This is a genomic window from Acidovorax sp. NO-1, from assembly GCF_000238595.1.
Taxonomy (GTDB): Bacteria; Pseudomonadota; Gammaproteobacteria; order Burkholderiales; family Burkholderiaceae_C; genus Acidovorax.
The window spans coordinates 21,656-34,409 of the sequence record NZ_AGTS01000049.1 but is presented as its reverse complement, the minus strand read 5'-3'; the positions used below and the strand labels follow the sequence as shown (position 1 = coordinate 34,409).

General features: G+C 62.8%; 15 protein-coding genes. 5 read left to right on the top strand and 10 right to left on the bottom strand.

Annotated elements, in window-relative coordinates:
* Positions 1-20 precede the first annotated feature (20 nt).
* On the top strand, positions 21-581 hold the full coding sequence (locus KYG_RS05400) for a YaeQ family protein (protein ID WP_008903834.1): 561 nt from the start codon (positions 21-23) through the stop codon (positions 579-581).
* A 78-nt stretch (positions 582-659) separates the two neighbouring features.
* Here the strand turns inward: KYG_RS05400 and KYG_RS05395 are convergent, their stop codons facing one another.
* Positions 660-965 (bottom strand): putative signal transducing protein, encoded by a 306-nt coding sequence (locus tag KYG_RS05395; protein WP_008903833.1) that lies wholly within the window; start codon positions 963-965, stop codon positions 660-662.
* Between the two features lie 45 nt (positions 966-1,010).
* Complete coding sequence (locus KYG_RS05390; protein WP_008903832.1) at positions 1,011-1,472, bottom strand: DUF3717 domain-containing protein; 462 nt, start codon at positions 1,470-1,472, stop codon at positions 1,011-1,013.
* A 448-nt stretch (positions 1,473-1,920) separates the two neighbouring features.
* Here KYG_RS05390 and KYG_RS05385 point away from each other — a divergent pair, with 448 nt between their 5' ends.
* The 3 genes from KYG_RS05385 to KYG_RS05375 all read left to right on the top strand — a co-directional run bounded on the left by KYG_RS05385 (position 1,921) and on the right by KYG_RS05375 (position 3,640).
* Complete coding sequence (locus KYG_RS05385) at positions 1,921-2,649, top strand: TerC family protein (protein WP_008903831.1); 729 nt, start codon at positions 1,921-1,923, stop codon at positions 2,647-2,649.
* Between the two features lie 118 nt (positions 2,650-2,767).
* Positions 2,768-3,220, top strand: coding sequence for a hypothetical protein (locus KYG_RS05380; protein WP_008903830.1), 453 nt, complete (start codon positions 2,768-2,770; stop codon positions 3,218-3,220).
* A gap of 66 nt (positions 3,221-3,286) precedes the next feature.
* Entirely contained in the window at positions 3,287-3,640 is a 354-nt protein-coding gene (locus tag KYG_RS05375) for a phage holin family protein (protein WP_008903829.1), read from the top strand.
* On the opposite strand, the gene KYG_RS05370 is transcribed toward KYG_RS05375, so the two are convergent.
* Positions 3,608-5,179: a M48 family metalloprotease gene (locus tag KYG_RS05370; RefSeq protein ID WP_008903828.1), complete on the bottom strand. Its 1,572-nt coding sequence runs from the start codon at positions 5,177-5,179 to the stop codon at positions 3,608-3,610. The genes KYG_RS05375 and KYG_RS05370 overlap by 33 nt on opposite strands.
* 95 nt (positions 5,180-5,274) lie before the next feature.
* Between KYG_RS05370 and moaC the strand changes: the two genes are divergently transcribed.
* Positions 5,275-5,784: a cyclic pyranopterin monophosphate synthase MoaC gene (moaC, locus tag KYG_RS05365; RefSeq protein ID WP_008903827.1), complete on the top strand. Its 510-nt coding sequence runs from the start codon at positions 5,275-5,277 to the stop codon at positions 5,782-5,784.
* Between the two features lie 25 nt (positions 5,785-5,809).
* Here moaC and tfpZ read toward each other — a convergent pair whose 3' ends face one another.
* From tfpZ to KYG_RS05330, 7 genes are all read right to left on the bottom strand, one after another.
* Positions 5,810-6,577: a TfpX/TfpZ family type IV pilin accessory protein gene (gene tfpZ / locus KYG_RS05360; RefSeq protein WP_034693292.1), complete on the bottom strand. Its 768-nt coding sequence runs from the start codon at positions 6,575-6,577 to the stop codon at positions 5,810-5,812.
* A 61-nt stretch (positions 6,578-6,638) separates the two neighbouring features.
* The gene (locus KYG_RS05355) at positions 6,639-7,169 is read right to left on the bottom strand and encodes a pilin (protein WP_008903825.1); all 531 of its coding nucleotides are present in this window, start codon (positions 7,167-7,169) and stop codon (positions 6,639-6,641) included.
* 128 nt (positions 7,170-7,297) lie between these two features.
* Complete coding sequence (locus tag KYG_RS05350) at positions 7,298-7,843, bottom strand: pilin (RefSeq protein WP_008903824.1); 546 nt, start codon at positions 7,841-7,843, stop codon at positions 7,298-7,300.
* A 295-nt stretch (positions 7,844-8,138) separates the two neighbouring features.
* Positions 8,139-8,942 carry a 3',5'-cyclic-nucleotide phosphodiesterase gene (locus KYG_RS05345; protein ID WP_008903823.1) on the bottom strand — a complete coding sequence of 268 codons (804 nt, stop codon included), beginning with the start codon at positions 8,940-8,942 and terminating at the stop codon, positions 8,139-8,141.
* A gap of 17 nt (positions 8,943-8,959) precedes the next feature.
* Positions 8,960-11,221: a CHASE2 domain-containing protein gene (locus tag KYG_RS05340; RefSeq protein ID WP_237707206.1), complete on the bottom strand. Its 2,262-nt coding sequence runs from the start codon at positions 11,219-11,221 to the stop codon at positions 8,960-8,962.
* A gap of 41 nt (positions 11,222-11,262) precedes the next feature.
* Positions 11,263-11,919 carry an FHA domain-containing protein gene (locus tag KYG_RS05335; protein WP_034693286.1) on the bottom strand — a complete coding sequence of 219 codons (657 nt, stop codon included), beginning with the start codon at positions 11,917-11,919 and terminating at the stop codon, positions 11,263-11,265.
* 44 nt (positions 11,920-11,963) lie between these two features.
* Complete coding sequence (locus KYG_RS05330; RefSeq protein WP_085942508.1) at positions 11,964-12,752, bottom strand: Stp1/IreP family PP2C-type Ser/Thr phosphatase; 789 nt, start codon at positions 12,750-12,752, stop codon at positions 11,964-11,966.
* Positions 12,753-12,754: the final 2 nt, after the last annotated feature.

The following is a 12,754-nucleotide window of genomic DNA, read 5'->3' as shown; positions in this document are numbered from 1 at the left end:
CTATTTAGTAGTGAGGCTGCATGGCCATCAAATCCACCATCTTCAAGGCGAACCTCCAGATCGCCGACATCGACCACGGCTACTACGCTGACCACGCGCTCACCCTGGCGCGCCACCCCAGCGAGACCGACGAGCGCATGATGGTGCGGCTGGCGGCGCTGGCCATCCAGGCGCACCAGCTCAACGACCTGTGCAATGGCGACGCCACGCTCGCGTTTGGCGCGGGCCTGTCGGACCCGGATGACCCGGACGCCTCGCTGACCGATTTCACCGGGCGCAAGCGCGTGTGGATCGAGGTGGGCCAGCCCGAGGACAAACCGCTGACCAAGGCCTGCAGCAAGGCCGATTCGGTCATCGTCTACTGCTTCAACCACGCGGCCGAGATCTGGTGGAAGGGCATTGAAACCAAGCTTTCGCGCCTGGAAAAACTGCAGGTCTGGCGCATTCCCACCGAAGCCTCGCAGGCGCTGGCCCAGCTGGCCGAGCGCAGCATGCAACTGCAGGCCACGGTGCAGGAGGGGGCCATCACCCTGAGCAGCACGCAGGGCAGCGTGCATGTGGAGCCCGTTCGCTGGAAGTAACTCGGGAAATACACATCAAAATGGCTGTTGGCGCTTTACTGGCAAGCGTTTGCAGCTATCAATTCGGTAGTTTCCGACTCAGTCCCTGGGCATGAGCGTGCCGCACTGCCAGCACTGCTCAAACCCGCCCTCCACCATCTCGCCACACCGGCACATCCAGCGGCGCTGGGGCAGGTCTTGCAACTCCTGCAGCAGCGCGCGGGCGCGGGAGGCGTGTTCTTCGTGGTCCAGCCAGATCTCGGGCAGACATTGGTCGGGCGGCAAATGCCCGGCGGCGGCACCCAGGTACTGCCGCTGCACCGAGGCCGTCATCCCGGCCTCGCACAACAGGTCAGCCCACAGCGTGGCAATGGCAATGTTCGGGGCTTGGATGAGGCGCAGCATGGGCCCACCATACAGGGTTGGGCGCTGCGCGTACAGGGCCGGGGCTCAGCGGGGACCGGCGCCTTGCACGGCGGTGGGTGGCACAACCGGCTTGTCCGAGGGGCCCTCGGCAGCGCGCTCCGCATAGCGGTTAAACCGCCAGGCCGTGTGTTCGAGCGTGATGCGGCGCCACACCCCGCGTTTTTCGGCGGGTGTCATCGCCGGCCAGAACTGCACCTCATCAAACGTGCGGCCACAGCCCTTGCACAGGTCGTCCCCCTGGCTGGTGGAGCAGATGGCAATGCAGGGGGTGTCGGGGGTGGCGTCGTACCACGCCAGCCAGGCCGCCAGCGCCTCGGGCGGCAAGGCGTCTTCGTCCACCGCATCGGCTTGGCGGAACACCATGAGCGCATAGGCCTCGCCCAGCGCGCGCAGCTCGGGCGCCAGCACGATGCCATCGGGCGACGGCGTGCGGCTGCGCCAATAGTTGATGGCAGCTTCGATGTCGGTGATGTGGATGGCGGCCATGGGGTGAGGTAACGCAAAGGGGCTGGATCATAGCCCCACCTGCGGTGCGCAGACGGCAATGCGTGCGGGGTGTGTACGCACTATCCACAATCGCCGCGCACTTGCGCGGCAGCGCGGGCGATGTTCCAATCGACACTTCGAAGGGGAGTAGCTCCCGACATGCCTTCCGGCCGCGCCCACCAGTGGCCCCGCGATGCATGCCATCGGTACCGTCGTCAGTACGAAGCAACGCTTCCGGCGGTCCGGGCCCAGTCCACACCGCAAGGCAGGCACTGGGCCGAGCAAGACCTTTGATGGCCCGTTGTGGGCTGTTCAAGGCCGTTCCCTCGCATCCTCAGCCCCTGCGGCACGCCCTTGATCTGCCCATTGCAGACCCCTATCCCCGGGTTGGACTCGGCGCTACAGTGGCAGCCCATCCGCCCTTGTGCCCATTGATACTGAGGAATTTATGGACTTTTTGTCTTCGCCTGCATTCTGGCTAGCGCTTGGCCAGATCATCATCATCGACATCCTGCTGGGTGGCGACAACGCGGTGGTCATTGCCCTGGCCTGCCGCAAGCTGCCGCCCGCCCAGCGCACCAAGGGCATCATCTGGGGCACGGCCGGTGCGATCGTCCTGCGCGTGATCCTGATTGCCTTCGCCATGACGCTGCTGGCGCTGCCCTTCCTCAAGTTTGTCGGGGCGCTTTTGCTGGTGTGGATTGGCGTGAAGCTGCTGGCCCCGGACGAGGACGGCCACGGCGACGTGCAAGGCAGCGACAAGCTGTTTGCCGCCATCAAGACCATCATCGTGGCCGACCTGGTGATGAGCGTGGACAACGTGATCGCGATTGCCGGTGCCGCGCAGAACGCGGGCGAGCACCAGTTCCTGCTGGTGGTGCTGGGCCTCCTGATCTCCATTCCGATCATCGTGTGGGGCAGCCAGCTCGTCATCAAGCTGATGGAGCGCTTCCCCATGATCATCACGGCCGGCGGCATGCTGCTGGGCTGGATTGCGGGCGGCATGCTCGTCAGCGACCCCGTTTTTGCCAACCCTGAAAAGTGGCAGTGGATGCTCAAGATCGCGCAGACCGACGTCATCAAGTACGGTGCCAGCGTGGCAGGCGCGCTGCTGGTTCTGGCCGCAGGCAAGGTCATCCTGGCGCGCCGCGCGGCGTCGGCACCCGCCCAGGGCTGACGTTTATCGGGCCGCGCACGCACACCGAAGGGTTGGCGGCGCGGCGGATGCCTGTGTGAAGGGGGCCTGCCTGGCGGTAGCGCCCCCTTTTGTCGTTCAAGGCTTTGCAGGAGGTGGTATGAACAGAGTCATCGTGTATGTGGACGATGCGGCCAGTGCGCAGCAGGTGCTGGCACCCTTGCTGTCGCGGGACACGGCGGGCGACACCCTGTGGGTGCTGGTGGCCTGCGCGCCGCGCATGACGCACCGGATCAGCAAATGGGTCAGCCACCGCGCCCGCGAAAACTGGCGCGACAAATGGGCAGACAAGCTGTTTGCCCAGATCCTCCCGCTGTTCCCCTCACCCTCCGTCAGGGTCACTACGGTGCTGGCCAAGGGGCCATTGGCTGAAATCACCGATGAATTGCACGCCGCAGGAGCGGGCCCTGCGCAGGTGGTGGATGCCCGTCGGCCCCGGGCGGAAAGCCCGGACGTTCCCGCGCCTGCAACCCGCCGCTGGACGCCCCTGCCAGGCACATCGGGCAGCCTGCTGTCGGGCGTCGGGGCGCTGTGGGTGCTGGGGCTTGAATAAACTGCAGGCGACAATTGCCTGAATTTGCGCTTCCGGCGCGCGTGGGGGCGGTGCTATTCTTCGCCCATGAAACTCCTACTCAAATGGCTGCTCAGCGCGGCAGCGCTGCTTTGCGTGGCTTATGTGTACAGCGGTGTCGCGGTGCAGAGCTTCACATCTGCGCTGATCGCGGCCTTTGTCATCGGCCTGTTCAACGTGGTGCTGCGCCCTGTGCTGGTGGTGCTCACGCTGCCGGTCACGATTGTCACGCTCGGCCTGTTCCTCTTCATCATCAACGCCCTGATGTTCTGGGCCGCAGCCAGCGTGCTGGACGGGTTCCACGTCAACGGCTTTGGCGCTGCACTGCTGGGTTCGCTGATTTATTCCCTGCTCGGCATGCTCATCGAGTCAGCGCTCGGCGGCCTGTTCACGAAGAAGTGATTCCATCGCGCGCAGCCGCGTGTCGATGATGGACGCCTCGATGTGGTCCACCTGCGGCCCTCCGCGCCGTGCCAGGTCCTGCCCCGCCTTGAACCGGTCTACCGCCGCTGCATAGTCATAACGGGCCGCATGCGCCTCGGCCTCGGCCCGCACCGCCCGCAAACCCTGGCCCTGCGCCAGCCAGGCCGAGGCCAGCAACTGCCACACCGTGGCATCGCGCGGGTGGTTGGCCACCCAGGTTTGCAGGGCACTGGTCACCTCGGCCGGGCGCCCGGCGCGCAGCAGGGCCTGGGTGCGCAGCACCAGCTCGGGCCGCCGCTGGGCGCGGGGCGCCCCGGCCCCCAGCGCACTGACGGCATCCTCCGCTGCCACCGCATCCCCCGCCGCCAGCTCGATCTCGGCGGCCAGCAGCCTGGCCAGACGATGGGCGGGCGCGTCATCACGCACAAGAGCTTGCAGCCGCCCTGACGCGGTACGGGCCGCTGCCGCATCCCGCAGCTGGCTGCTGCCCAGCGCCGCCGCGTAGAGGGCAGCGGCCTGCCTGGGCAGGGCCTGCGCACCAAACCCGCTGCCCAGGGGCTCTGCAATCCACTGGCGCAGCGTATCCACCCCCGGGTTGGCCAGCACCCGGGCCCGCGCCGCCACCAGGGCGTGCTCCAGCGTGGGCGCCGATGCAGCGCTCCCCCCGTGCGGGTGTGGCGCACCGGGCGGCGTGCGCGACTGCATGTCGGCCATGCGCTCGGTGGTGAGCGGGTGGCTGCGCAGGTAGGGCCATGAACCGTTGTCGTTGAGCCGGTTGGCTTGCTGCAGCTTGTCGAACATGCTCACAAAACCCTGGGGCGCAAACCCGGCAGGCTCCATCAGCCCGTAGCCTATGCGGTCGGCCTCACGCTCCATGTCGCGCGAAAAATTGAGCTGGTTCTGAATCGCCAGCGCCTGCCCGCCCACCATGATGGCCTGCGTGGCACCGGGGTTCTTGCTGACGGCCAGGGCCCCCAGAATCATCGCGCCCAGCAGCAGCGGCGTCTGCTTGTTCTGCTGGGTGATCAGGCGGGAGATATGGCGCTGGGTGACATGGCTGAGCTCGTGGGCCAGCACCGAAGCCAGCTCATCGCGGGTGGCAACGACACCGATCAGCCCCAGATGCACGCCCAGATAGCCGCCCGGCAGCGCAAACGCGTTCACCGTGCGGTCGCGCCCCAGCAGGATCTCCCAGGCAAAGCGCTCATCCAGCTCGGGCGAGAGCTCGCCGCGCGCCCGCGCCGCCTGCTTCAGCGGCTGCCAGATCCCCTGCACATACTCGGCCAGCACCGCATCGTCGATGTAGTCGGGGTCACGGTACAGCTCGCGGATGATGCGGTCGCCCAGGCGACGCTCGTCGCTGGTGGTCAGATCGCTGTTGTCCCCCAGGGTGGGCAGGCTCGTCTGAGCGGACCCACCGGGTGCGTACAGAACGCCGTTTGCTACGATAATAATAGCTGCTAGCGCTTTACAGATAAGCGCCAGAGGCAGATTTGACTCGAATTTCTTCACGAACATCCTTTGTCTGCATACTGCGAGCGCCACCCCAACGCGTGCGCCCGTGTGAACGCCGTATGATGCCCCCGCCCCCAAAACGTTTCGCCCCATTGCCCATGTCCACCCCCACCTCCCCCCTCACCCACTTCGACGCCCAAGGCCAGGCCCACATGGTGGACGTAGGCGCCAAGCCCGCCACCCACCGCATCGCGGTGGCCACCGGCCGCATTGAAATGCTGCCGGCCACCCTGGCACTGATCGAGTCGGGAACCGCCAAAAAGGGTGACGTGCTGGGCATCGCCCGCATTGCGGGGATCATGGCGGCCAAGAAAACGAGCGAGCTGATACCGCTGTGCCATCCGCTGGCACTTACGCGGGTGGCGGTGGAATTTGAAACTGCCAGCACCCGGCATAAGGGCGCCACGGGCATCTTCTGCTCAGCAACGGTGGAAACCGTGGGCCCCACCGGGGTGGAGATGGAGGCGCTCACCGCTGTTCAGGTCGCGCTGCTCACCATTTACGACATGTGCAAGGCGGTGGACCGGGGGATGTCCATCCACGACGTGCGCGTGGTGGAAAAGCATGGGGGGAAGTCGGGGAGTTTTGTGGCCGAGGTTGTCAACTGAGAAAGGGCGGTGGTATGTGCGCCCATCAGAAAAACCCATCAACGCGGGCGTAAGACACCGGCAAAGCTGATTCTTTGTGAAGAATTACCACCCAATCAAAGCTCCGCCCAGCAGTAAGAGGCAGCCATAGTAGCTCGGACTCAGGTGTTTTGGTAGCGCGTACTGCAGCATCTATTCGATCCGCATCCGCTGGGCGGTTCGCCCTTAACACGGCTATCGAGCGCCCCGCCTTCAGCACCTGAGGAACTGAAAGAACGTAGGGTTGCCACCAGTCTGGTCGCAGAGAAGGCTCTACCCCTTCCAATGAAAGATCAATGCTTTCCAGCATCTCTTGATTGCTTTTGGGCTCACGGATGCCAACAAGCACAGGTCCCAACCATGGGAGGTTTTGAAGCCCTTTGACCGCCTGCTCCAACTGCGCGTGGTTAACTTCTGCCGCTGAAACCAAGCGGATACGGTCCACCTCAAATACCAAGCGCACAGGCCTCGTGTCTGTCACGGTGCTCATACCGTAGGCCAGCGCTGCAACCTGTATCAACCCAACAAGCGACATATCCAGGGCCAGCTCTCTTGCTGATTTGGTCGGATTCCACAGCACCATGGTCAGCAACGGCCCACATACCACGTCAACCCCTATAACCAACCAAAACAACTCACGACCTGACACGATTTCATAGAACGGCCAGGGATACCAGACATAAAAAACCAAAATCGCGGCCAGCGTCGCGACCAAGATAGTCACGAGCAAATGGGCAGCAGAGGCCTTCAACGCTGCTCGGTAACGAACACGCATGAAAAAACACCAGCAAACATCAACGTTAGAAACGCCAAACTACTTGCACCCGAATTGCATATCAAAGTGAGTAGCGGCAATTGGCGGGTACATAACGGAAGGCTGAGGTTAAGGCCACTCCACAACCCCATACGACGGGAGCTCTTGCGGCTAGCGGCGCGGCAGGGACCGCCGCGTTACTCACCGTACCGCTGCCGGGGGTCAGAACCAGCGGAGTCCCCAATACTGAACCCACGCCACCCCCAAAGCTGATCGTAATGCGGCCTTCGGGCAATACGGGCGCGGCGACATCGACGATGGCGCCAATGGCAATCGAGGTGACATGTGTGCCCGGGGTGTATTGGAAACCATAACTGCCCGCCACCGGGGCGCCCGTGCCGGGGTAGGGCAAGATGCCACCGCTTGGCACCGTAAAGAACGAATCCACCACCGCCGTCTTGGCCGTGCCTGCCAGGCTGAGGCCTTCCGTCACCCGGGCACGAATGGCGTAGTCTTGATACATGGGCAGAGCCACCGCCGCTAAAATGCCGATGATGGCTACCACGATCATTAACTCGATCAAAGTGAATCCCGATTGAAGGTGCTTTTTCATGCCTTCTTCCTCCATATAGCCGAGGTTGCACTTGACTTGAATGAGTGACGAATGAAAGCACAGCGGCATTCAAATGTGTTTCGCCAAAAAAAAGGCCGCACAAGGCGGCCTCTCTCATCTCGTCAGTATTAGAGGTTGTTAAAGCGGCAGTTTGCCGGAACATACTTAAAAGATGCGGTGGCAGCAATGCCGCAACCCCACACAACTGGAGCACCTGATACCAAAACGGCAGACGGCACGGCGGAATTGGTGACTGTGCCAGAGCCGGGAGTCAGCACCAGTGGGTTGCCCAGAGTGGTGCCAAGGGTGCCGGCGTAGGTAATGGTGATTCGACCAGAAGTGGCTGTGGGCGCAGCGACGGGAGTTTCCGCAATCGCAATCGTCGCCACATTGGTGCCGGCGGTATATTGATACCCATACGTTGTGTTGCCAGGCGCGGGAGCGGTAATCGGACCGACGCCGCCATATGCTTCAATAGTACCTTGCGTGGTATTCGCATATGTTTCCGCAACTGCCGTCTTCGCGGCCGACGCCAAGCTCAGCCCTTCAGAGACCTTGGCGCGGATTGTGTAATCTTGGTAGGCGGGCAGTGCCACAGCCGCCAGAATACCGATGATGGCCACAACGATCATCAGTTCGATGAGTGTGAAACCCTTTTGCAGATTGCGCTTCATAAGAAACTCCTTGGAGGTCGATTGCAATTAACAACCTGCAGAAGAATTCTCCAGGTCTGCCTTTGGTACAGCATTTCCCATGCCAGGTTGCTTTTCTGCTCGGAAGAGCGGGCCAGAGAGGCAGCCCCCGCATGCACTAGCGTAGCGAAACAGGCAAGTGGCTCCCACTTCGGGCGCGCATGACATTTTTGTCCTGCCATGACTGTCACCAAATTCATACTTTGTTGCAAGCTGTGCGGGTTTTGTCAGTCAGGCACGTGGGGCACGAGCGGTGCAGGAACGCAAACAACGCCAGCTACAAGGTGAACTCCTGCCCCGCCAGTAACCACTGAACACTGAGTGGTGGGCCTTCATCCGAAGGGCTGGCAACCTGGAGGGCGAGCAAGTCACCGATTTCGCCCATGATGATGTCCGTTTCCGCAGGCTTCGTGTGCGTGATGTACACCGGACATCTCCGCTGGTTGAATTGCCGCAGCTCCGCCAACAAGCTCTGTGGCGACAGGTGCAGGCTGCGGCGGGCCAGGGCGCTCTCGCGTTCGCTGAAGGCGGTCTCCATGACCAGCATGGCCACGGGCAACTCGTTCACGCGCTCCCAGAAGGCCGGGTTTCGTTCGGTGTCGCCGCTGAAGACCCACCATTCTTTGCGATCCTGGCCCCGAACGGCATACCCCACAGCGGGTACGGTGTGGACAGCTGGCAGGGCCTCGACGACAACCCCTACCGTCGCGCGTTGCTCGCCCACATGCAGTGGGCAAAACCGCATGAAAGGATTGTCGGCCGACGGAATGGACGAGAAGTCTGGCCAGATAATGTTGTTGAAGATGTGTTTGCTCAGCACTTCCAGGGTCTGGGGCAAAGCATGAATTTGCACGGGTGTCTGGCGCAGCGAAGAAACGGCGTCGAGCATCAGCGGCAACGCCGCGATGTGATCCAGATGCGAATGCGTGAGGTAAACGTGATCGATCTTGCGCATTTCGTCCAGCGTCAAGTCGCCCACACCCGTGCCTGCGTCGATGAGAACGCTTTCGTCCATCAGAAACGAGGTGGTCCGACAGCCTTTGGCGATGGCTCCGGAGCAGCCCAGTACGCGTACCTTCATGGGCTCATCCTTGTTATCTACTTGGTGTCAAAAGTGGTGGAGCCATCCCAATTGGGGTCGCGGACTTGTCCCTCCAGGCCTTTGACTCTGGCGGTGTACAGGTCGTAGAGGGCGGTGGGCACAGTGGTCTGGTTCAAGTCCGTCAGCAGCTTGCTGCATTCTGCCCAGTCTTGAGCACGGTAGGCGTCAAGACACCGCTGCCAGATGGCGATTTCCCGGGTTTTTTGGGGGGTTAGCGCATCCTGCAGCGCGACCGGCGAAAAAATGGCGACCGCCTGGGCCTTGCCTTTGACGCGCACACGGTCGAGTTCCTGCCAGGCGAACCGGAGCGCCTGGGCTTGGGTGGAGGCGCTCGCCACCGTGCGTACGCCATAGTGTTTGGACAGGCCTTCCAGGCGCGAAGCCAGGTTGACGGCGTCACCGATCACCGTGTAGCTGCGGCGAATGTCCGAGCCCATGTCGCCCACGCACATAGTGCCGGTGTTGAGCCCGATACCGATGCCGATTTCAGGTAGCCCGCGTTCGCGGTTGGAGGCGTTGAACTGCTCGACCGCGCGCTCCATGTCCAGCGCCGCCTGCACTGCACGCTGGGCGTGCTCCTGCATGGGCACCGGGGCGCCCCAGAACGCCATCACGCAATCGCCCATGTACTTGTCAATGGTTCCCTGATGGCTGCGGATGATGTGGGTGAGCCGGCTGAAAACGTCGTTGAGCAGGGCCTGCAGTTGCAAGGGGTCCATTTGCTCGGACAGTGCGGTAAAACCCCGCATGTCGCAGAACATCACCGTGAGTTCGCGGCTGGCCGCCTGCATGCTGTAGTTTTCCGGCTGCTTGACCATCTCGTCCACCAGCTCGGGGGGTACGTAGGTTCCAAACAGCGCAGCCAGTTCGCGCTTGGCCCGGCTCTCTACAAAATAGCCGTAAACCATGTTCAGTGCGAAGGCAGCGATCGCCATCACCGTCACCGTTGCCAGTGGCAGCGCCAGGCCCTGTGCGAAATAGAGCCACAGATTGACGCCCGCAAGCATGGCAACTACCGCCACACTGAGCAGCACTGCCCACGTGGCGGAAAGCAGGGGCAAGGCGATGGCCAGAAGGGCGCCGGTGCAAAACAGCTGGGCGACGTCAAAGCCCACTGCATAGTCCGGGCGGACGATGCTCTTGCCGTCGAGAAACGCAGAAAGCATGTTGGCATGCGCTTCCACGCCCGGGTAGGTTCTGCCAACGGGCGTTACACGCAGATCGAGCAAGCCCGGAGTGGTCGAGCCGACGAGCAACAGCTTTCCCTGAAGACTGCTGGCAGGCAGCCTTCCATCCAGAACGTCGGATGCGGAGACATACCGGAATGACCCCCCATCCACATCGCCGGGCCCGCGAAAGGGGATCAGCGTTGCAAGCTTGTCGTCCACCGGGAGTGCAAGCTCCCGGCCATGCTGGCGCAGCACAATGCTGCGCAGCGTATCGTGCTCGCCCTGGGGGTGGGCATTGACGTAGTCAGGGTGGATGTCGGGCAGCTCCAGCAGGGCACGAAACATCGCCAAGGCCAGCGACTCGTAGTACTTGCCCTGATACTCCGCGAGCAAGGGAAGTGATCGGACAACCCCGTCGTCATCGGTGATGGAGTTGAAGAAACCTGCCACTGGAACTGCACGCGCCAGTTCTTCGATATTGCTCCCGTAGCCGCCCCAGGATGTTGCACGCAAGGGCAGGTCGCGAAGTCTCTCGGCGGGCAAGGCGGGCGCTGGTAACGATCCTTTGGCTCTTCCGTCCCGGTCACTGGTGAAGTAATAGCCCAAAACTGCAGGCCGCCCTTGAAGTGCGCTGGCAAAGAGGGCGTCATAGTTCAGTGAGGGGGCCAGTTGCTCCAGCTGTTCGCGGAACCCCGCCTGGTCCCGCAATGCCCCCTGTGCGAGGCGCTGGAGGTTGGGGAGGCCCGAGCTCCCGTCAGCTTCGGCAAAGAGGACGTCAAAGCCCACTACCGCCGCCTGCTGGCGTTCAAACAGTTCGTGCGCCAGAGCCGCCAGTTTGTCCCGCCCCCAGGGCCAGTGCCCGACGCGCTCCAGGCTTTTTTCATCGATGTCGACGATGACGATGCGCTCATCCAGCGTGCGCGGCATGGTCGCGCGCAGCCGGGTGTCGTAGATGATGTTTTCCAGCCGCTCCAGCACCTGCAGATGCAGGGTGCCAGAAATATGCAGCAGGGCGAACGCCAAAGGGATCAGCGTCACCAGCATGCGCCGCCCATGTCGCCGCAACATTGGCCAAGGCTGCAGGGTCATGGTTTTTGGCGCGGTGTCCGGACGTGCCGCCCGCTGGGCGATCAGCCGTGCTCGAACTGCATCTCCGTGCCTGCCAACTCCAGCCGGTCTCCGTGCTTGAGCGGCACGGGCGACGCTCCGATGGATGCACCGTTGAGCAATGGCATTTCGGGGCCTTCCACGTGGGCCAGCACGAATCCCTGGTGGCGCTTGGTGATGGAGGCTACCGCCACACCCGGCTTGCCGATGGTGGTGACCACTTTTTGCAACGACACTTCGCGGCCGGCTGCGGCGCCCGACATCACCCGGATCACGGCCGAAATGGGTGCCGCAGCAGGCGCAGCAGCCAAGGGGGCGGGGCGCGAGGCCGTGGCCAAGGGCGGCACCATGCCCGGCTTGAAGATCATGGTCTTCTCGAAGTTCTGGCCTTCCGCTTCGTGCAGGAAGCGGATCTTGTACTTGCCCACTTCCACGGTATCGCCATTGCGCAGTTCCTGGCGCTTGACGGCCTTGGCGTTGACGTAGGTGCCGTTGGTGCTGCCCAGGTCTTCAATTTCCACGTCATCGCCCGTCATGTGGATGACGGCGTGCTCGCCACTCACCGCGAGGTTGTCGATCACAATGTCGTTATAGGGACGGCGACCGAGCGTGGTGCGCTCTTTGGTCAGCTGCACCTCCTTGATGACGACGCCGTCGATTGAAACGATCATTCTGGGCATGATCCACTCCTGATGTGATGAGTAATTGTTGTAGTCGGGGCCATTCAGGCGGCACCCAGCAAACGAGACATGAGGCCGCGCTTCTTGCCTGCAGCGGCCGCTTGCACCAGCAGCACACTGACATTATCACGACCGCCATTGGCATTGGCGGTCTCGATGAGCAGGGTTGCCTTTTCTTCGAGGGGCAGCGGGGCGCGCACCAGTTCCACCAGATCCGCGTCGGTGACCATGTCCGTGAGCCCGTCCGAGCACATCAGGAACAGGTCGTTCGGTGCAACCTGGAACTCGTTGACCTCCATCATCACGTTGGGCTCTACGCCCAGAGCGCGGGTGACAAGGTTGCGGTTGGAGGAAAGAGCGGCCTGTTGCGCCGTGAGAAGCCCCGCATCGACCTGTTCCTGCAGCCAGGAATGGTCGCGGGTGATCTGTTGCATCTTGCCGTCCCTGAGGCGGTAGCAACGCGAATCACCGATATGACCCAGGATCAGCCGGCTGCCATGAAACACACCGACCACCAGTGTGGTGCCCATGCCCGCGTACTGCGGGTTGGAAAGCGACGCGCCCAGAATGGCGTGGTTGGCGTTCTCGACGCAGATCTCCAGAGCCCGGCGCACGTCCGTGGATTGCGGCGTCGGGCCTGCCTGCCCCAGCCAGCGCGCCATTTCCGTGCGGATGAAGGTGGTGGCCATGCCGCTGGCCACTTCGCCTGCGTTGTAGCCGCCCATGCCGTCGGCGAGGATGGCCACCTGTGCCTCCCGGTCGACCGCCACCGCATCTTCATTGTTGGTGCGCACGCGTCCCTTGTCGGTTCGCGCAAAAAATTCGTAGGTCATGG